Genomic DNA, 17716 nt, shown 5'->3' with positions numbered 1-17716 from the left:
TGAGTTTGGGGTGTGCGACGTCGTACCGGCGTAGCCATAACGGCACGCCGACGCGGGTGGGCCCCTTTAGGGGCGCGGGGAACTGCGCGGCCCGCCCCCACCGGCCCGCAGTGAACAACCGGAGCCCTGGGGACCGTACGTCGGGTGCGGGTTCGCTGTGGCCGGGCGCGCAGTTCCTCGCGCCCCTGAAAGGCAGGGCTGCGCCCGCCTTTCACAAACCGTCAGTCGGTTGCCGGGATCGGGTCCGACGGAGTCGTTTCGGACTCCGCCGTCATCTTCTTCGCCTTGCGCTTCATGATCAGCATGGAGGTCGCGCCGATGAGGACGGCGAGGACCAGGCCCAGCCAGGAGAAGCGCTTGAGCCAGGATTCGGCCACCACGCCGACGTAGTAGATGACCGCCGTGGTGCCGCCCGCCCAGATGATGCCACCGAGGACGTTGGCGATGAGGAACTTCCAGTACGGCATGCGCAGTACGCCCGCGAGCGGCCCCGCGAAGATGCGCAGCAGGGCGATGAAGCGGCCGAAGAAGACGGCCCACATGCCCCACTTCTCGAAGGACCGCTCGGCGGTGGCGATATGGCCCTCGCCGAAGTGCTTGGGGAATTTCGCGCCGAGCCAGGCCAGCAGCGGGCGCCCGCCCTTGCGGCCGATGGCGTAGCCGATGGAGTCACCGATGATCGCGCCGGCCGTCGCGCAGGCGCCGAGGATGAAGGGGTTGATGTCACCGTGCTGGGAGGCGAGCAGCGCCGAGGAGACGAGGATGATCTCGCCCGGCAGCGGGATGCCCAGGCTCTCCAGGCCGATGACCAGGCCCACCAGCGCGTAGATGCTGACCGCAGGCACGGTCTCTAGCCATTCCTGGACGTGCAACGCCGGTTCCTCCCCATCACCGCGGTCCGGGCCGGGCCCGGCGTGCGCTCGGTCGCGCGCACGCCGGGAAGCCTACCGGTTCACGCCCCCTGTCCGACGGCCCGCCGGGCTCTCACACGGCCACTGTCGTACGGAGCCGCAGGTCACGCGAGGAGGCCCCGATCCATACGGTCCGCCGCCCGGTGCCGAGCACCCAGCCGGACCGCCGCGGGTCCCACGAGGACAGGGTGCGTTCGTCGACGCGCACGGTGATCCTGCGTGACTCCCCCGCCGTCAGCCGGAGCCGTCGGTAGCCGCTCAGGACGCGTACGGCGCGCTCGACGCGCAGGTCGGGCGAGGGCCCCACGTAGACCTGCGGGATGTCGACGCCGTCCCGCCGCCCGGTGTTGCGCACGGTGAAGGCGACGTCCAGCCCGTCCCCGGTGCGTTCCACCGCCAGGTCCTCGTAGGCGAAGGAGGTGTACGAGAGTCCGTGCCCGAACGGGAACAGCGGCCGTACGCCCTTGGCGTCGTACCAGCGGTAGCCGGCGTGGATGCCCTCGGAGTACTCCTCGACGCCGCTGACGCCCGGGTAGCGGCGCGGTTCGCCGGCGACCGGGTGGCTCTCGTCGTCGGCGGGGAAGGACTGGGTGAGCCGTCCGCCGGGGTCGCAGTCGCCGAACAGGACGGCCGCGGTGGCCGCCGCGCCCTCCTGGCCGGGGTAGTACATCTGCAGCACGGCGGCGGTGCGCTCCAGCCAGGGCATCGCGGTCGAGGAGGAGGTGTTGAGGACGACGGTGGTGCGCGGGTTGGCCGCGGTCACCGCCTCGATCAGGCCCGGCTGGTGGCCCGGGAGCGCGAGGGTCGTGCGGTCCTGGTTCTCGGTGGCGTCCTCGTAGGCGAAGAGGACGACGCTGTGCGCGGCGGACGCGGCCCGTACGGCCTCGGCCACGTCCTGGCCGCGGGTCGCACCGGTGACGCGCCGCAGCCTGAACGTCTGCCCCGCGTCCCCGCCCTTCGCGGTGATCTCGATCCGGTGCCGGCCAGGAGTGAGGTCGAGTGTCTTGCGCCGTACCGCCAGGCCGTCGGGGGCGGCCGACACGAGGCCGCCGGCGAACTGCTCGGCGAGCCCGGCCACGACGGGGAAGAGTTCCGTTCCGTCCAGGAGCACCTGGGGCCGCGTACCGGAGTAGTGGATGACGAAGGTCCACTCGTCGGCGTCCTCGACGGTGAGTGTCCCGTCGTACGTCCAGGTCTTCCCGGCGTCGATGTACTGGGCTTCGGGGGTGATGCCCGCCGAGAGGGAGTTCTTCGGCAGGGGTCTGCCGAAGAGGTCCTCGCCGAGCGCGTACGAGACCCGGGCGCCCTTGCCCGCGCGGGACTTGATGGCTTCCAGGGGGCTGTCGGCCCGGTCGGGGACCACGTGGGCGCTGCCGCCGCCGCTGACGAACGGGAGGGAGCCGGTGGGGCCGACGACGGCGATGCTGCGGGCGGCCCCGCCGGTGAGGGGCAGGGCGGCGTTCTTGTTGTGCAGGAGGGTGGCGCCCGCCTTGGCGACCTCCAGGGCGACGGCCGCGCCCGCCGCGGGGTCGCGGCGCGGGCGGGGCGGGGCGCTGCCGTCGAGGAGGCCGAAGTCGTCCATCGCGGTGAGGATGCGGCGTACGGACCGGTCGACGTACTCCTCGGAGACGCTGCCGTCCTGGACCGCGGTCTTCAGGGCGGCCCCGAAGTACCTGCTGTTCGGCATCTCCATGTCGAGGCCCGCGGTGAGCGAGGCGACGGTGCTGTGGGCGGCGTACCAGTCGGTCATCACCCAGCCCTCGAAGCCCCAGCGGTCGCGCAGGATCCCGGTGAGGAGTTCCTTGTTCTCGCAGGCGTAGACGCCGTTGACCTTGTTGTAGGCGCCCATGGCGGCGCAGGCGCCGGCGCCGACGGCGGCCTCGAAGCCGCGCAGTTCGACCTCGTTGAGGGTCTGCTCGTCGACCCGGACGTCGACGGTCTCGCGGTCCTTCTCCTGGTTGTTCATCGCGTAGTGCTTGACGGTCGCGATGAGCCCTTCGCCCTGGATGCCCTTGATCTCCTCGGCGACGAGGTCGGCGGAGAGCAGCGGGTCCTCGCTGAAGGTCTCGAAGTTGCGGCCCGCGTACGGGGTGCGGACGAGGTTGACCATCGGGGAGAGCAGTACGTCCTGGCCCAGTGCGCGGCCTTCGTGGCCGATGACCCGGCCGTAGCGGCGGGCGAGATCGGGGTCGAAGGCGGAGGCGAGCAGGACGGGTGCGGGCAGGGCGGTGGCGCGCTGCTTGACGCGGACTCCGGCGGGGCCGTCGGCGAGGCGCAGGGGCGGGATGCCGAGCCGCGCCACGCCGGGTACGTAGCCGGCCTGGCCGAGGGCCTTCGGGTCGGTGGCGCCGTGCAGCAGGGAGATCTTCTCGTCCAGGGTGAGCCGGGCGAGCAGGCCCTCGACGCGGGGGCCCGCGGCCGGTTCCCGTACGGCCGCCCGGGCGGACGCGGGGCTTCCGGTGGTCGCGGCGAGGGCCACGGCGGTCGCGCCGCCCAGCAGGCGCAGGACGGACCGCCGGGACACGGGCCGCCGGGAGACAGGGTCGGACATGAGGCGTCACTCCTCGTTGGGTGCGGGCACGAGGAGGTGAACCGCGGGGCGCGCGGGCGGCCGTGCTGGTTCGCCCTCCGGACGCACTATGCGACAAAAGCGACTTGTCGCAGCGGTAGGCGCCACCGTCACAGCAGAAAATATGACCGCACCGGTCGGTCAGAACGTCGGGCCGGCCAGGGACTGCTCCGTCCAGATGATCTTGCCGTCCTGGGTGTAGCGGGTCCCCCAGCGCTGGGTGCACTGGGAGACCAGGAAGAGACCCCGGCCGCCCTCGTCGGTCGTCTTCGGATGGCGCAGGTGCGGAGCCGTGGGGCTGGCGTCCCACACCTCGCAGAACAGGGTCCTCGACATGATCAGCCGCAGTCTGATGGGGCCGTCCGCGTGCCGGATCGCGTTGGTGAACAGCTCGCTGACGACGAGTTCGGTCGTGAAGGTCAGCTCGTCGAGACCCCATTCGCACAGCTGCCGCGAGGTGCGCTTGCGGACCTCGGCGACCGAGGCCGGGTCACCGGGCAGCTCCCAGGACACCGTCCGGTCCGCCGGCAGACGGCGGGCGCGGGCCATCAGCAGCACCACGTCGTCCGGCGGGCGGACCGGGACCAGGGCGTTCACCACGGCCAGACAGCGTTCGTCGAGGTCGGGAGCGGGCTGTCCGAGCACACGGCGCAGCCGTTCCCGGTCGGCGGCGGCGTCCCGCCGGTCCGCGGGCCCCTCGGCGGCGAGCAGGCCGTCGGTGCCCAGGGTGAGCACGCTGCCTTCCGCGAGCCGCAGCTCGACGGACTCGAAGGGCGGTCCGCCGACGCCCAGTTCGGGCCCCTGCGGCAGTTCGGGGAAGTCCACCGTGCCGTCCGGGGCGACGACGGCGGGCAGGCCGTGGCCCGCGGCGGCCATCGACAGCCGGCCGCCGACCGGGTCGTACACGGCGTAGAGGCAGCTGGCACCTTTCGCGCGGACGCCGTCGGCGCGGGGTGCCGTCCCGGGGTCGTTCTCCTGTCCGGCCCGGCCGACCAGGTCGTCGAGGTGGGCCAGCACCTCCTCGGGCGGCAGGTCCAGGTCGGCGAGGGTCTGGACGGCGGCACGCAGCCGCCCCATGGCGGCGGCGGCCTCGATACCGTGCCCGACGACGTCCCCCACCACGAGCGCGACCCGGGCGCCCGACAGCGGGATGACGTCGAACCAGTCCCCGCCGAGGCCCGTCAGCTCGTCGGCCGGCCGGTAGCAGGCGGCGACCTCCATCGCGTCCTGTTCGGGCAGCCGGTGCGGCAGCAGATGGCGTTGCAGGACCAGTGCCGCGTCGCGTTCGCGGGTGTAGCGGCGGGCGTTGTCGAGGCACAGCGCGGCGCGGGCCACGAACTCCTCCGCAAGGCCCAGGTCGTCGTGGTCGAAGGGCTCCTTGCGGCGGTCGCGGAAGAACGTGGTGATGCCGAGCGTGGTGCCGCGGGCCCGGACGGGCACGATCATCGCGGTGTGCGGTCCGGGGCCGGTGAAGGCGGCGGCCCCGCCCCGGGGCGGGTCGGCGGTCCACGTCCCGGACAGGGGGTCGAGGCGCTCCTCGATCCAGGACCTGCCGCCGGTCAGGGCGGCGATCGGGGGTGAGTCGGCGCGGTACCGGGCCACCTCGCCGATCCCGGCGCCGGCCTCCGGGCCGTCTTCGTCGACCGACCGGTGGCCGGCCCGGCGCAGGGGGACCGCGTCCGGCCCGTCCAGGGGCCCGCCCGTCGGTCCGGTCGCCGGCTCACCGCCTTCGAGGACGGTCTCCAGCAGGTCGACGGTGACGAGGTCGGCGAGTCCCGGTACCGCGAGGTCGGCGAGTTCCTGGGCGGTGCGGGTGACGTCGAGGGTGCGGCCGATGCTCTTGCCCGCCCGGTCCAGGAGGGTGAGGCGTTCGCGGGCCCGGTAGCGCTCGGTGACGTCCACGACGGTGTAGTACACGCCGAGCGGGGTGCCCTGGTCGTCGTCGAGCCGGGTGAAGGACATGGCGTGGGCGGTCTGCCGGTGCGGTGCCGAGCGGACCGTGCCGACGTGTTCGTAGCCCGCGACGGTCTCGCCGCTCTCCAGGACCTGGCGCATGACCCCTTCCAGGGCGGCGGCGTCGAGGCCGGGCTGTATGTCGGCGAGCCGTTTGCCGATGCGCTCGCGCCCGGGTCCGCCGCCGAACTGCTCCAGGGCGGTGTTCGACCAGACGAACCGCAGGTCGGTGTCGACGATGGCGATGCCGATCGGCGAGTGGGCGGCCATCCGCTCCAGTACCCCGCGGCTCATGCCCCAGCCCGGGGTGCCCGCGGTGTCGGCGGCCAGGGCCACCCAGCGGGGCGGGCCGTCCGCGGCCTCCACGGCGGGCAGCACCCGTACGGTGGCGACGACCGGCCGGCCGTCGCGGTGGCGCACCGCGAGGAGTCCGGTCCAGCGGCCGTCCCGCACGCAGCGGCGGGCCAGGGCGGGCAGGCGCGCGGCGTCCTCGGGCATCAGCAGGTCCGCGACGGGACGGCCCACGGCCTCGGCGCTGCGGTGGCCGAACAGCCGCTCGGCGTCCGCGGTCCAGCCGGACACCGTCACGCGGGCGTCCAGCAGCACCACCGCGGCGTCCGCCACGTCGAACCGACGCGCCGCCACGCCGCTCTCCTCGCTCGTCGACACCCTGACCCTCTCCGTCGCTGGGAGTGGTCTTCCCGTGCGCCGCGCCCGGTGCACGCGCGCCGCACAGGCCCAACGTACCGCCGCAGAGGGCCGGTGAGCCCGGCGAACGCACCCGATCAGGGGCGCACGAGCAACTGGAAGTCGAAGGTGTAGCGGGCCGCCCGGTAGACGTGGGTCCCGTACTCCACGGCCCGCCCGGTGTCGTCGTAGGCCGTGCGGCGCATGGTGAGCAGGGCGGCTCCCGCCGGTTCGTGGAGCAGCGCGCCCTCCTCCGCGGTGGCGCTCCGGGCGCCCACGGTCTGGTGGGCGCTGTGCAGGGTGATGCCCGCGGACTTCATCAGCCGGTAGAGGCCGGTCGCCTCAAGTCTCCCGGTGTCGAGGTCGAGGAGGGTGGCGGGCAGATGGTTGCGGAGGTGGGCCACAGGTTCGCCGTGGGTGGTGCGCAGCCGCTCCAGCACGATGACGTCCCGGCCCTCGGGGATGCCGAGGGCCGCGGCGACCTCCGCCGAGGCCGACTCGATCTCGTTGCGCAGCACCCGGGTGCCGGGGCTCTGTCCGGCGGCGGCCAGGTCGTCGTACAGGCTGCTCAGTTCCAGTGAGCGTCTGACCTGGCTGTGCACCACCTGGGTGCCGATGCCCCGGCGGCGTACCAGCAGGCCCTTGTCCACCAGTGACTGGATCGCCTGGCGGACGGTGGGCCGGGACAGGCCGAGCCGGGCGGCGATGTCCACCTCGTTGCCCAGCAGGTCGCCCGGGGCGAGCGCCCCGTGCTCGATCGCCGACTCCAGCTGCTGGGCGAGCTGGTAGTAGAGCGGGATCGGGCTGCCCCGGTCCAGGGCGACCTCCAGCCGGTCGAAGGCCCCGGCCGTGGCCGGACGTGTGGTGCCGGTCTCTGCCACTCGTGCCCCTTCCTTCGGATGTACGTGCGCGGGTGGCTCCGTCGGAGCGTCAGGAATGGCTCGGGAAGCCGAGGTTGATGCCGCCGCTGTCGGCCGGGTCGGGCCAGCGGGTGGTGATGACCTTGCCCTGGGTGTAGAAGGCGACGCCGTCGTTGCCGTAGATGTGGTGGCCGCCGAAGAGGGAGTCCTTCCAGCCGCCGAAGGAGTGGTAGCCGACGGGGACGGGGATCGGCACGTTGACGCCGACCATGCCGGCCTGGACCTCCAGCTGGAAGCGGCGGGCGGCGCCGCCGTCCCGGGTGAAGATCGCGGTGCCGTTGCCCCAGCGGGAGGCGTTGATCAGCGCGATGCCCTCGTCGTAGGTCTCGGCGCGGACCACGCACAGCACCGGGCCGAAGATCTCGTCCCGGTAGGCGTCCGCGGTGACCGGCACCTTGTCGAGGAGCGAGACGCCGAGGAAGAAGCCGTCCTCGTGCCCGGGCACGGTGAGGCCGGTGCCGTCCACGACGACCTCGGCGCCCTGGGCGGCGGCGCCCGCCACGTACGAGGCGACCTTGTCGCGGTGCTCGCGGGTGATGAGCGGGCCCATCTCGCTGGTGGGGTCGTTGCCGGGGCCGATCTTCAGGCCCTTGGCCCGCTCGGCGATCTTCTCGACCAGTTCGTCCCCGGTGCCGCCGACGGCGACGACGACCGAGACGGCCATGCAGCGCTCGCCGGCCGAGCCGTACGCGGCGCTGATGGCCTGGTCGGCGGCGAAGTCCAGGTCGGCGTCGGGCAGGACCAGCATGTGGTTCTTGGCGCCGCCGAGGGCCTGCACGCGCTTGCCGTGCTCGATGCCCTTGATCTGGATGTACTTGGCGATGGGCGTGGAGCCGACGAAGGAGACGGCGGTGATGTCCGGGTGCTCCAGGAGCCGGTCGACGGCCGCCTTGTCGCCGTGCACGACGTTGAGCACGCCGTCCGGCAGTCCGGCCTCGCTCGCCAGCTCGGCCAGCCGGTAGGAGGCGGACGGGTCCTTCTCGCTCGGCTTGAGCACGAAGGTGTTGCCGCACGCGATGGCGAGCGGGAACATCCACATCGGCACCATGGCGGGGAAGTTGAACGGTGTGATGCCCGCGACGACGCCGAGGGGCTGGCGGATCGCGGCCACGTCGACCCGGGTGGAGACCTGGGTGGACAGCTCGCCCTTGAGCAACTGCGGTACGGAGCAGGCGAGTTCGACGATCTCCATGCCCCGGGCGACCTCGCCGAGCGCGTCGGAGTGCACCTTGCCGTGCTCGGCGGTGATCAGCTCGGCGATCTCGTCGCGGTGCGCGTCGAGCAGTTCGCGGTACTTGAAGAGGACCGAGGTGCGCCTGGCGAGCGAGGCGGTGCCCCAGCTCTCGAAGGCGGCCTTCGCGGAGGCGACGGCGGTGTCCACCTCGTCCACGGAGGCGAAGGGCACCTGCTTCTCCTGGGCGCCCGTCGCCGGGTTGTACACGGGGCCGAAGCGGTCGGAGGCACCCGCGACGGGCTTCCCGCCGATCCAGTGGTCGATGTTCTTCATGCGGTACGGGTCCTTTTCACGAGCGGGAGGTGCGGGGAGGTGCGGTGCGGGGAGCGCGGGGACGGGGAGGTCAGAGGTGGCGGCGGCGGTCGGCGACCTGCCGCTCGTACGCCGTCCGGGCGCTGGTCGCGGCCTCGCGGGAGGCGACCTCGGCGACCGGTACGTCCCACCAGGCCTCGGCGCCGGGCGAGGTGGGCGTCGGGTCGGTCTCGACGTACACGCAGGTGGGCCGGTCGGACGCGCGGGCGGTGGCCAGTGCCTCCCGCAGTTCGCCGACGGTCTTGGCGCGCAGGACGTCCATGCCGAGGCTGGCGGCGTTGGCGGCCAGGTCGACCGGCAGCGGGTCACCGGTGAAGGTGCCGTCCGGGGAGCGGTAGCGGTAGGCGGTGCCGAAGCGCTCGGCGCCCACCGCCTCGGAGAGGCCGCCGATGGACGCGTACCCGTGGTTCTGGATGAGCACCAGGTTGACGGGCAGCCCCTCCTGGACGGCCGTGACGATCTCGGTCGGCATCATGAGGTACGTGCCGTCGCCGACCAGTGACCAGACGGGGGTGCCCGGGGCGGCCTGCTGGACGCCGATGCCGGCCGGGATCTCGTAGCCCATGCAGGAGTAGCCGTACTCCAGGTGGTACTGGCGCGGGCTGCGGGCGCGCCAGAGTTTGTGCAGGTCGCCGGGGAGCGAGCCGGCCGCGTTGATCACCACGTCGTCGTCGCCGACCACGGCGTCCAGGGCGCCGAGGACCTGCGTCTGGGTGGGGACCGCGTGCTCGTCGTCGGCCCGGTAGACGGAGTCGACGACCTGCTCCCAGCGCTCCTTGCCCGCGCGGTACTCGGCCTCGTACGCCTCGTCCACGCGGTGCCCGGCGAGCGCCTCGGTGAGGGCTTCCAGACCGGCGCGGGCGTCCGCGACCAGGGTCCGCGCGCTCAGCTTGTGCGCGTCGAAGGCGGCCACGTTGAGGTTGACGAACCGGACGTCCGGCTCCTGGAAGAGGGTCGCGGAGGCGGTGGTGAAGTCCGAGTAGCGGGTGCCGACGCCGATCACCAGGTCGGCGGTGCGCGCCAGGTCGTCGGCGACGGCGGTGCCGGTGTGGCCGATGCCGCCGACGTCCGCCGGGTGGTCGTACCGCAGCGAGCCCTTGCCGGCCTGGGTGGAGGCGACCGGGATGCCGGTGGCCTCGACGAACGCCTTGAGGGCCTGCTCGGCCTCGCTGTGGTGGACGCCGCCGCCCGCGACGACCAGAGGGCGCCGGGAGCCGCGTACGGCCTCCACGGCGGCGGCCAGCTCGGCCGGTTCGGGCGCCGGGCGGCGGACGTGCCAGACCCGGTCGGCGAAGAACTCCTCGGGCCAGTCGTACGCCTCGGCCTGCACGTCCTGCGGCAGGGCGAGGGTGACGGCGCCGGTGTCGACGGGGTCGGCGAGCACCCGCATCGCGTGGAGGGCGGAGGGGATCAGCGCCTCGGGGCGGTGGATGCGGTCGAAGTAGCGGGAGACCGGGCGCAGGGTGTCGTTGACGGACAGGTCGGCCTCGACCGGGTGTTCCAGCTGCTGGAGCAGCGGATCGGCGGCGCGGGTCGCGAAGTAGTCGCCGGGCAGGAGCAGCACGGGCAGCCGGTTGATCGTGGCGAGGGCCGCGCCGGTGACGAGGTTGGTGGCGCCGGGGCCGATGGAGGTGGTGACGGCCTGGGCGGAGAGCCGGTCGAGCTGGCGGGCGTAGCCGACGGCTGCGTGCACCATGGCCTGTTCGTTGCGGCCCTGGTGGAAGGGCATGGTCTCCTCGCCGGCCTCCAGGAGCGCCTGGCCGAGGCCTGCCACGTTGCCGTGGCCGAAGATGCCCCAGGTGCCGGCGATCAGCCGGTGCCGTTCGCCGTCGCGTTCGGTGTACTGCGCGGCCAGGAAACGCACCAGTGCCTGGGCGACGGTCAGACGGAGGGTGGAGCGGCTCATCGGTTCCTCACTGGGATGCGGAGGTGACGGGGCGGGAGGGTCAGGGGCCAGCCGGGGGTCGACCGGCTGATCCGGCCAGGTGTCGCGGATCCAGGCGTGGTCGGGGTGGTCGCAGATCAGCCAGGCCCGGTCGGCGCCGGGGCCCGCCATGACGTTGAGGTAATACATGTCGTGGCCGGGCGAGGCGATCGAGGGACCGTGCCAGCCGTCCGGGATGAGGACGACGTCTCCGCCGCGCACCTCGGCGAGCACGTCCGTGCCGCCGCCGTTGCCGGAGGGCGTCACGCGCTGGTAGCCGAGGCCGGGAGTGCCCTCGTGGTCGGCGATCTCGAAGTAGTAGATCTCCTCCAGCTCGGACTCCTCGCCCGGCCGGTTCTCGTCGTGCTTGTGCGGCGGGTACGAGGACCAGTTGCCGCCCGGGGTGATCACCTCGACCGCGATGAGCTTGTCGCACTCGAAGACGCCGGCCGCGCCGAAGTTGTGCACCCTGCGGGAGCAGTTGCCGCTGCCGCGCAGTTCGACGGGCACGGACTCGGCGGGCCCGTAGCGGGCCGGCAGGCGCCGCTCGCAGCGGGCCCCGGTGAGCGCGAACCGGCCGCCCTCGTGGGAGGTGAGGGCGGCGGTCGCGTCCCTGGGCACGTAGACGAAGTCGCTGACGCCGCTGAACACGTCCGCGCGGCCCCGCACCTCGAACTCGTCCTGTCCGTAGTCGTCGGTGACGGCGACCGTGCAGCCGCCGCCCAGCGAGGTGACGATCCACTCGCTGTCCCCCGCGGTGAACAAGTGCGTTCCGCCGGGCGGCAGTTCGAGGACCCGGAGACTGGAGTGGTCCCAGCCCGCGCTCTCCGGGGTGACGTCCACGGCGTACGGCCCGCTCGCGGCCCTGCCCGCGGGCAGGTGATGTGCGCTGGTCATGAGGTGTGGTCCTTCCGGTGTCCGGTCACGACGGGCTGATCTCCGGTCAGAGCAGGCCGACCGCGGTGTCCACCGCGGTCTCCACGTCGCCCTCGGCGGGATAGAGCAGGGAGCGGCCGACGACCAGACCCTGCACGGTGGGCAGCCGCAGGCACTTGCGCCACTTCTCGTACGCGCCCTCCTGGTCCCCGCCGACCTCGCCGCCGAGCAGGACCGCGGGCAGGGTGGAGGTCTCCAGGGCCCCGGCCATGTCGTCCGGGTCGCTGGTGACGGGCAGTTTCAGCCAGGTGTAGGCGGAGGTGCCGCCGAGTCCGGAGGCGATGGCGATGGAGCGGGTGACGGCTTCCGCGGAGAGGTCGTTGCGGACCTTTCCGTCGACACGGCGGGAGATGAACGGCTCGACGAACACGGGCAGTCGGCGCGCCGCCATGTCGTCGATCGCGCGGGCGGTGGACTCCAGCGTGGTCAGCGAGCCGGGGTCGTCGTAGTCGACGCGCAGCAGCAGCTTGCCCGCGTCGAAGTTCAGCCGCTCGATGTCCTCGGCGCGGTGGCCGGTGAAGCGGTCGTCCATCTCGAAGGCCGAACCGGCCAGGCCGCCGCGGTTCATGGAGCCCATGACGACCTTGTCCTCCAGCGCGCCGAGCAGCAGGAGGTCGTCCAGGATGTCGGCGGTGGCGAGCACCCCGTCCACGCCCGGCCGGGACAGCGCGGCGCACAGGCGCTCCAGCAGGTCGGCGCGGTTGGCCATGGCCAGCTTGCGGTCGCCGACGCCGAGCGCACCGCGGGCCGGGTGGTCGGCGGCCACGATCATGAGGCGGCCGCTGTCGCCGACGAGGGGTCGCCGGCTGCGGCGGGCGGCCGCTTCGGCCACGGCCTCGGGGTGCTGGACACGCACCCTGACGAGGTCGGGGATGGTGATGCTCAAGGTCTGGCTCCGTTCGGGGTGGTGCGGGGTCGGCCGCGGTCTTCTCAGCCGCGGGCTGTGACGAGTTCCTCGACCTCGGCGGCGGTCGGCATCGCGGAGGAGCAGGCGAGGCGGGACGCGACCAGGGCGCCGGCCGCGTTGGCGTACCGCATCGTCCTCTCCAGTTCCCAGCCGGCCAGCAGGCCGTGGCAGAGCGAGCCGCCGAACGCGTCGCCCGCGCCGAGGCCGTTGACCACCTCGACGGGTACGGGCGGCACTTCGGCGGTGGTGCCGTCGCGGTGGACAGCGAGGACGCCCTTGGGGCCCTGCTTGACGACGGCCAGCTCCACACCGGCTTCGAGGAGGGCTTCGGCGCAGGCCCGCGGTTCGCGGACGCCGGTGGCGATCTCGCACTCGTCGAGGTTGCCGACGGCGACCGTGGCGTGCCGCAGGGCCTCGGTGTAGTACGGGCGGGCCTCGTCCGGGTCCTTCCAGAACATCGGGCGCCAGTCGAGGTCGAAGACGGTGGTGCCGGCCTTGTCGCGGGCCTTGAGGGCGGCGAGGGTGGCCGAGCGGCTGGGCTCCTCGCTCAGTCCGGTGCCGGTGATCCAGAAGATCTTCGCCGCCCGGAGCGCGAAGAAGTCGAGCTCGTCGGTGTGGATCACCAGGTCCGGCGCCTTGGGCTGCCGGTAGAAGTACAGCGGGAAGTCGTCGGGCGGGAAGATCTCACAGAACGTGACCGGTGTCGGGTACTCCTCGACGGGGGTGACCCAGCGGTCGTCGACCCCGAATTCCTTGAGAGCCTGGTGGAGATAGGCTCCGAAGGGATCATCGCCGGTACGGCTGACGATCGCTGTGGCGCGCCCCAGACGTGCTGCGGCGACCGCCACGTTGGCCGCCGAACCGCCGAGGAACTTACCGAAGGTCTCGACGCGTGCGAGCGGTACGCCGGTCTGCAGAGGGTAGAGGTCGACCCCGATGCGACCCATGGTGATCAGGTCGAAGGACTCGCTCATACGCGTCGCTCCTCGTGTGGATGCGGTCTTGTGGGGGTGCGGGATGCGGGGGACCGGTGTGTCCTAGGTGTAAGACCGGGGGCCGAGCCATGTCAAGACTTTGTACTTACATTCTCACGTCACCGTGAAATGATGTCTTAACAAAGTATTGACAGCGGGGCATATGAGGGACTTACATCCCCTCCCAACAGAACTGCCGAGTTTTAGCTCCCTCTCCCCTGTCGCACAGTGAGGTGCCGGAAAGATGGACCGCACGTCTCGCCCCCGTTCCCGCAGAATCGCCCTCGTCGCCGCGGCCGCCGCGGCGGCCCTGATGGTCACCGGTTGCTCCAGCGACTCCGGTGGCAAGAAGGCCGAGGAGGACTCGGGCAACGCGTCGGCCGGCAAGGCCGACACCCCCCGTATGAAGATCGCGATGATCACGCACGCAGCCGCGGGTGACACCTTCTGGGACCTCGTCCGCAAGGGAGCGGAGACCGCCGCCGCCAAGGACAACGTCGAACTGGTCTACTCGAACAACCCGGACTCGGCCAAGCAGGCCAACCTGGTCCAGAACGCGATCGACCAGAAGGTCGACGGCATCGCGGTCACCCTCTCCAAGCCCGACGCCATGAAGGACGTCGTGGCCAAGGCCGAGAAGGCCGGCATCCCCGTCGTCGGCCTCAACGGAGGCATCGACGACTGGAAGGAGCAGGGACTCCTGTCCTACTTCGGCCAGGACGAGTTCGTGGCCGGTGAGGCCTTCGGCGAGAAGCTCAACGCGCTCGGCTCCAAGAACAACATCTGCGTCATCCACGAGCAGGGCAGCGTCTCCCTGGAGGCCCGCTGCGCCGGTGTGAAGAAGACGTTCAAGGGCAAGACCACGACCCTCAACGTGAACGGCACGAACATGCCGTCCGTGAAGTCGACGATCAACGCCAAGCTGAAGCAGGACACGTCGATCGACTACGTGGTCACGCTCGGCGCCCCGTTCGCCCTGACCGCCGTGCAGTCCGTGGACGACGCGGGCAGCAAGGCGAAGGTGGCGACCTTCGACCTCAACAAGGAGATGGTCGACGCCGTCAAGGGCGGCGACATCGAGTTCGCGGTCGACCAGCAGCCCTACCTCCAGGGCTACCTGTCGGTGGACTCCCTGTGGCTCTACAAGACCAACGGCAACTTCAGCGGAGGCGGCCAGGAGCCCGTGCTCACCGGCCCGGCGTTCGTCGACAAGGACAACGTGGACGACATAGCCAAGTTCGCCTCGAAGGGTACTCGGTGACACCCATGACCCAGGCAACGGCACCGGCGGCGAGTTCCTCGCCGCCGGCTTCGCCGGCCGCCCCCAAGGACGGCCGGACCTCGGAACGGTCCCTGGCCCGCCGACTGGCGGCCCGCCCGGAGATCGGCGCCCTCATCGCGGCGATCGTCGTCTACGTCTTCTTCTTCACGGTCGCCTCGCCCTTCCGTGAGGCGAGCTCACTGGCCAACGTGCTCTACGAGGCCTCCGTGATGGGCATCATGGCCCTGCCGGTGGCCCTGCTGATGATCGGCGGCGAGTTCGACCTCTCCGCCGGTGTGGCCGTGACCACCTCCGCGCTCACGGCGAGCATGTGGAGCTTCCAGCTGTCCATGAACGTGTGGACCGGCGTCATCGTCGCCCTGGTGGTGGCCCTGGCGATCGGCGCGTTCAACGGCTACCTGCTGGTACGCACCGGACTGCCGTCGTTCCTCATCACGCTGGGCTCGTTCCTGATTCTCCAGGGCGCCAACCTCGCCATCACGAAGCTCTTCACCGGCAACGTCGCCACCGACTCCATCAGCGACATGGACGGCTTCGACCAGGCCAAGAGCGTCTTCGCCTCCGAGATAGGCATCGGCGGGGTCGACGTCAAGATCACCGTCTTCTACTGGCTGATCCTCGCCGCCCTCGCGACCTGGCTGCTGCTGCGCACCAAGTTCGGCAACTGGATCTTCGCCACCGGCGGCAGCCAGGAGAGCGCCCGCGCCGTCGGCGTACCGGTCACCTTCACGAAGATCGCCCTGTTCATGGGCGTCGGCGCCGGCGCCTGGTTCGTGGGCATGCACATCCTGTTCTCGTTCAACACCGTCCAGTCCGGCGAGGGCGTGGGCAACGAGTTCCTGTACATCATCGCCGCGGTCATCGGCGGCTGCCTGCTCACCGGCGGCTACGGCTCCGCGATCGGCGCCGTCATCGGCGCGTTCATCTTCGGCATGGTCTCCCAGGGCATCGTGTACGCCAACTGGAACCCCGACTGGTTCAAGGCCTTCCTCGGCGTCATGCTCCTGCTCGCCGCCCTCGTCAATCTGTGGGTCCGCCGCCAGGCAACCCGGAGGTAACCCATGACCGACAACACCACCTCCAGCGACGACACCACCCCTGTCCAGGACACCCCCGGGGACGCGCCCGCGGACACACAGCCGATCGTGCAACTGCGCGGGGCCGGCAAGGCGTACGGCAACGTCCGCGCCCTGCACGGCGTGGACCTGTCCGTCCACCCCGGCCAGGTCACCTGTGTCCTCGGTGACAACGGCGCCGGCAAGTCGACGCTCATCAAAATCATCTCCGGCCTGCACCAGCACACCGAGGGCGAGTTCCTCATCGACGGCGAGGCGGTGCAGCTGAGCACCCCGCGCGAGGCCCTCGACAAGGGCATCGCCACCGTCTACCAGGACCTGGCCACCGTGCCGCTGATGCCCGTGTGGCGGAACTTCTTCCTCGGCTCCGAACTGACCAAGGGCCCCTGGCCGATCCGCCGCCTGGACATCGCGGCGATGAAACAGACCGCGGACACCGAACTGCGGGCCATGGGCATCGTCCTGGACGACCTCGACCAGCCGATCGGCACCCTCTCCGGCGGCCAGCGCCAGTCCGTGGCCATCGCCCGCGCCGTCTACTTCGGCGCCCGCGTGCTCATCCTGGACGAGCCCACCGCCGCCCTGGGCGTCAAGCAGTCCGGCGTGGTGCTCAAGTACATCGCCGCCGCCCGCGACCGCGGTCTGGGCGTCATCTTCATCACCCACAACCCGCACCACGCCTACATGGTCGGCGACCACTTCAGCGTCCTGCGGCTGGGCACGATGGAACTCTCCGCGGCCCGCGCGGACGTCACCCTCGAAGAGCTCACCAACCACATGGCCGGCGGCGCCGAACTGGCCGCACTCAAACACGAACTGGCCCAGGTACGCGGCGTGGACGTGGCAGGGCTCCCCGAGGAGCAGGACCTCCAGGCCTCCCTCGCGGCATCGAAGGGGAAGTCCTGATGGCGGGCACGCTCGGGGTGGCCGTCATCGGCACCGGCCGGATGGGCGCCGAGCATGTGCGCCGGCTCCACGAGGTGACCAGCGGGGCACGCGTGGCCGCCGTCGTCGACGTCGACGCGGAACGGGTCAAACGGATCGCCGACGGCATCGAGGGCTGCTCCGCGCACACCGACCCGGCCGCCGCGATGGCCGCCGACGGCGTCGACGCCGTGCTGATCGCCTCCCCCGGTCCCGCCCACGAGGCGGCCCTGCTCGCCGCGTTCGAGCACGACCTGCCGGTCCTGTGCGAGAAGCCCCTCACCCCGGGCTCCGCCTCGGCGCTGCGCGTCCTGGAGGCCGAACAGCGGCTCGGGCACCGCAGGGTGCAGGTGGGCTTCATGCGCCGGTACGACGCCGAGTACGTGAAGCTCAAGTCGCTGCTGGACACCGGCCAGCTGGGCCGCCCGCTGATGCTGCACAACCGGCACCGCAACGTGGCGACCCCGCCCGGCTTCAGCACCGAGATGCTCATCAACGACTCCGTCGTCCACGAGATGGACATCACCCGCTGGCTGCTCGGCCACGAGATCACCGCGGTCACCGTGCTGAAGCCGACACCGTCGGGCAACGCGCCCGAGGGGCTGCAGGACCCGCAGCTGGTCCTCTTCGAGACGGCCGGCGGCGCGATCGTGGACGTCGAGATCAACGTCAACGCCGGCTTCGGCTACCAGGTGCAGGCCGAAGTGGTCTGCGAGCGCGGCACGGCCCGGATCGGTGACGGGCACTCCCTGGTCACCAACATGGCGGGCCGCTGGGGCGGCACCATCGCCCAGGACTTCACGGAACGCTTCGAGGACGCGTACGACCGCCAGATGCAGGCCTGGGTGGACGCCACCCGCCGCGGCGAGGTCACCGGGCCCACGGCCTGGGACGGCTACGCCACGGCGGCGGTCTGTGAGGCGGGGGTGCGTGCGCAGCAGGAGGGCGGCCGGGTAGAGGTGGAACTGGCGGAACGCCCACCGTTCTACGCTTGACGCCCTCGGGTGGGGGTCGTTCGCGCAGTTCCCCGCGCCCCTGAAGAACCGTGTCCGTCTGCGGGCCGGTGGGGGCTGGTCGCGCAGTTCCCCGCGCCCCTCGGGGAGGGGC

12 protein-coding genes and 1 pseudogene are annotated in these 17716 nt (G+C 71.7%); 4 read left to right on the top strand and 9 right to left on the bottom strand.

Annotated features, from left to right (window positions below):
• Window positions 1–221: 221 nt before the first annotated feature.
• The 9 genes and pseudogenes from ACFVH5_RS39465 to iolC form a co-directional block, all read right to left on the bottom strand.
• Window positions 222–872 carry a DedA family protein gene (locus ACFVH5_RS39465; protein ID WP_385838519.1) on the bottom strand — a complete coding sequence of 217 codons (651 nt, stop codon included), beginning with the start codon at window positions 870–872 and terminating at the stop codon, window positions 222–224.
• Between the two features lie 112 nt (window positions 873–984).
• Complete coding sequence (locus ACFVH5_RS39460; RefSeq protein WP_385838518.1) at window positions 985–3462, bottom strand: beta-glucosidase; 2478 nt, start codon at window positions 3460–3462, stop codon at window positions 985–987.
• A gap of 159 nt (window positions 3463–3621) precedes the next feature.
• Window positions 3622–6102, bottom strand: a complete 2481-nt coding sequence (locus ACFVH5_RS39455) for a SpoIIE family protein phosphatase (protein WP_385838517.1) — start codon at window positions 6100–6102, stop codon at window positions 3622–3624.
• A gap of 116 nt (window positions 6103–6218) precedes the next feature.
• Window positions 6219–7001 carry a GntR family transcriptional regulator gene (locus ACFVH5_RS39450; protein WP_385838516.1) on the bottom strand — a complete coding sequence of 261 codons (783 nt, stop codon included), beginning with the start codon at window positions 6999–7001 and terminating at the stop codon, window positions 6219–6221.
• Between the two features lie 49 nt (window positions 7002–7050).
• Window positions 7051–8547: a CoA-acylating methylmalonate-semialdehyde dehydrogenase gene (locus ACFVH5_RS39445; RefSeq protein ID WP_385838515.1), complete on the bottom strand. Its 1497-nt coding sequence runs from the start codon at window positions 8545–8547 to the stop codon at window positions 7051–7053.
• A gap of 70 nt (window positions 8548–8617) precedes the next feature.
• Window positions 8618–10492: a 3D-(3,5/4)-trihydroxycyclohexane-1,2-dione acylhydrolase (decyclizing) gene (gene iolD, locus ACFVH5_RS39440; protein ID WP_385838520.1), complete on the bottom strand. Its 1875-nt coding sequence runs from the start codon at window positions 10490–10492 to the stop codon at window positions 8618–8620.
• Window positions 10493–10588: 96 nt separating this feature from the next.
• Window positions 10589–11407 (bottom strand): annotated as a pseudogene (gene iolB / locus ACFVH5_RS39435) (5-deoxy-glucuronate isomerase); the annotation flags it as partial.
• Window positions 11408–11453: 46 nt separating this feature from the next.
• Complete coding sequence (locus ACFVH5_RS39430; RefSeq protein WP_385838514.1) at window positions 11454–12332, bottom strand: deoxyribose-phosphate aldolase; 879 nt, start codon at window positions 12330–12332, stop codon at window positions 11454–11456.
• A gap of 44 nt (window positions 12333–12376) precedes the next feature.
• Window positions 12377–13327, bottom strand: coding sequence for a 5-dehydro-2-deoxygluconokinase (iolC, locus tag ACFVH5_RS39425; protein WP_384808457.1), 951 nt, complete (start codon window positions 13325–13327; stop codon window positions 12377–12379).
• Between the two features lie 244 nt (window positions 13328–13571).
• On the opposite strand from iolC, the gene ACFVH5_RS39420 reads away from it, so the two are divergent.
• The 4 genes from ACFVH5_RS39420 to ACFVH5_RS39405 are packed head-to-tail and all read left to right on the top strand — an operon-like array spanning window position 13572 to window position 17604.
• Complete coding sequence (locus tag ACFVH5_RS39420) at window positions 13572–14588, top strand: sugar ABC transporter substrate-binding protein (RefSeq protein WP_384808455.1); 1017 nt, start codon at window positions 13572–13574, stop codon at window positions 14586–14588.
• A 5-nt stretch (window positions 14589–14593) separates the two neighbouring features.
• Window positions 14594–15667 (top strand): ABC transporter permease, encoded by a 1074-nt coding sequence (locus ACFVH5_RS39415; protein ID WP_384808453.1) that lies wholly within the window; start codon window positions 14594–14596, stop codon window positions 15665–15667.
• 3 nt (window positions 15668–15670) lie between these two features.
• A complete protein-coding gene (locus tag ACFVH5_RS39410; protein ID WP_385838513.1) occupies window positions 15671–16591 on the top strand; it encodes an ATP-binding cassette domain-containing protein in 921 nt (306 codons plus the stop codon).
• Complete coding sequence (locus ACFVH5_RS39405; protein WP_385838512.1) at window positions 16591–17604, top strand: Gfo/Idh/MocA family protein; 1014 nt, start codon at window positions 16591–16593, stop codon at window positions 17602–17604. Before ACFVH5_RS39410 ends, ACFVH5_RS39405 begins: the two co-directional genes overlap by 1 nt.
• Window positions 17605–17716: the final 112 nt, after the last annotated feature.

The organism is Streptomyces sp. NPDC127119, from assembly GCF_042677425.1.
Taxonomy (GTDB): Bacteria; Actinomycetota; Actinomycetes; order Streptomycetales; family Streptomycetaceae; genus Streptomyces.
The sequence above is the reverse complement of the archived record's forward strand: the minus strand, read 5'-3'. Positions and strand labels throughout refer to the sequence as shown.

Bases quoted from the DNA above. Each gene is read 5' to 3' on its own strand.
- ACFVH5_RS39460 (WP_385838518.1), bottom strand. From the start codon at position 3,462: ATGTCCGACCCTGTCTCCCGGCGGCCCGTGTCCCGGCGGTCCGTCCTG.
- ACFVH5_RS39445 (WP_385838515.1), bottom strand. From the start codon at position 8,547: ATGAAGAACATCGACCACTGGATCGGCGGGAAGCCCGTCGCGGGTGCC.
- iolD (WP_385838520.1), bottom strand. From the start codon at position 10,492: ATGAGCCGCTCCACCCTCCGTCTGACCGTCGCCCAGGCACTGGTGCGT.
- iolC (WP_384808457.1), bottom strand. From the start codon at position 13,327: ATGAGCGAGTCCTTCGACCTGATCACCATGGGTCGCATCGGGGTCGAC.
- ACFVH5_RS39420 (WP_384808455.1), top strand. From the start codon at position 13,572: ATGGACCGCACGTCTCGCCCCCGTTCCCGCAGAATCGCCCTCGTCGCC.
- ACFVH5_RS39415 (WP_384808453.1), top strand. From the start codon at position 14,594: ATGACCCAGGCAACGGCACCGGCGGCGAGTTCCTCGCCGCCGGCTTCG.
- ACFVH5_RS39410 (WP_385838513.1), top strand. From the start codon at position 15,671: ATGACCGACAACACCACCTCCAGCGACGACACCACCCCTGTCCAGGAC.
- ACFVH5_RS39405 (WP_385838512.1), top strand. From the start codon at position 16,591: ATGGCGGGCACGCTCGGGGTGGCCGTCATCGGCACCGGCCGGATGGGC.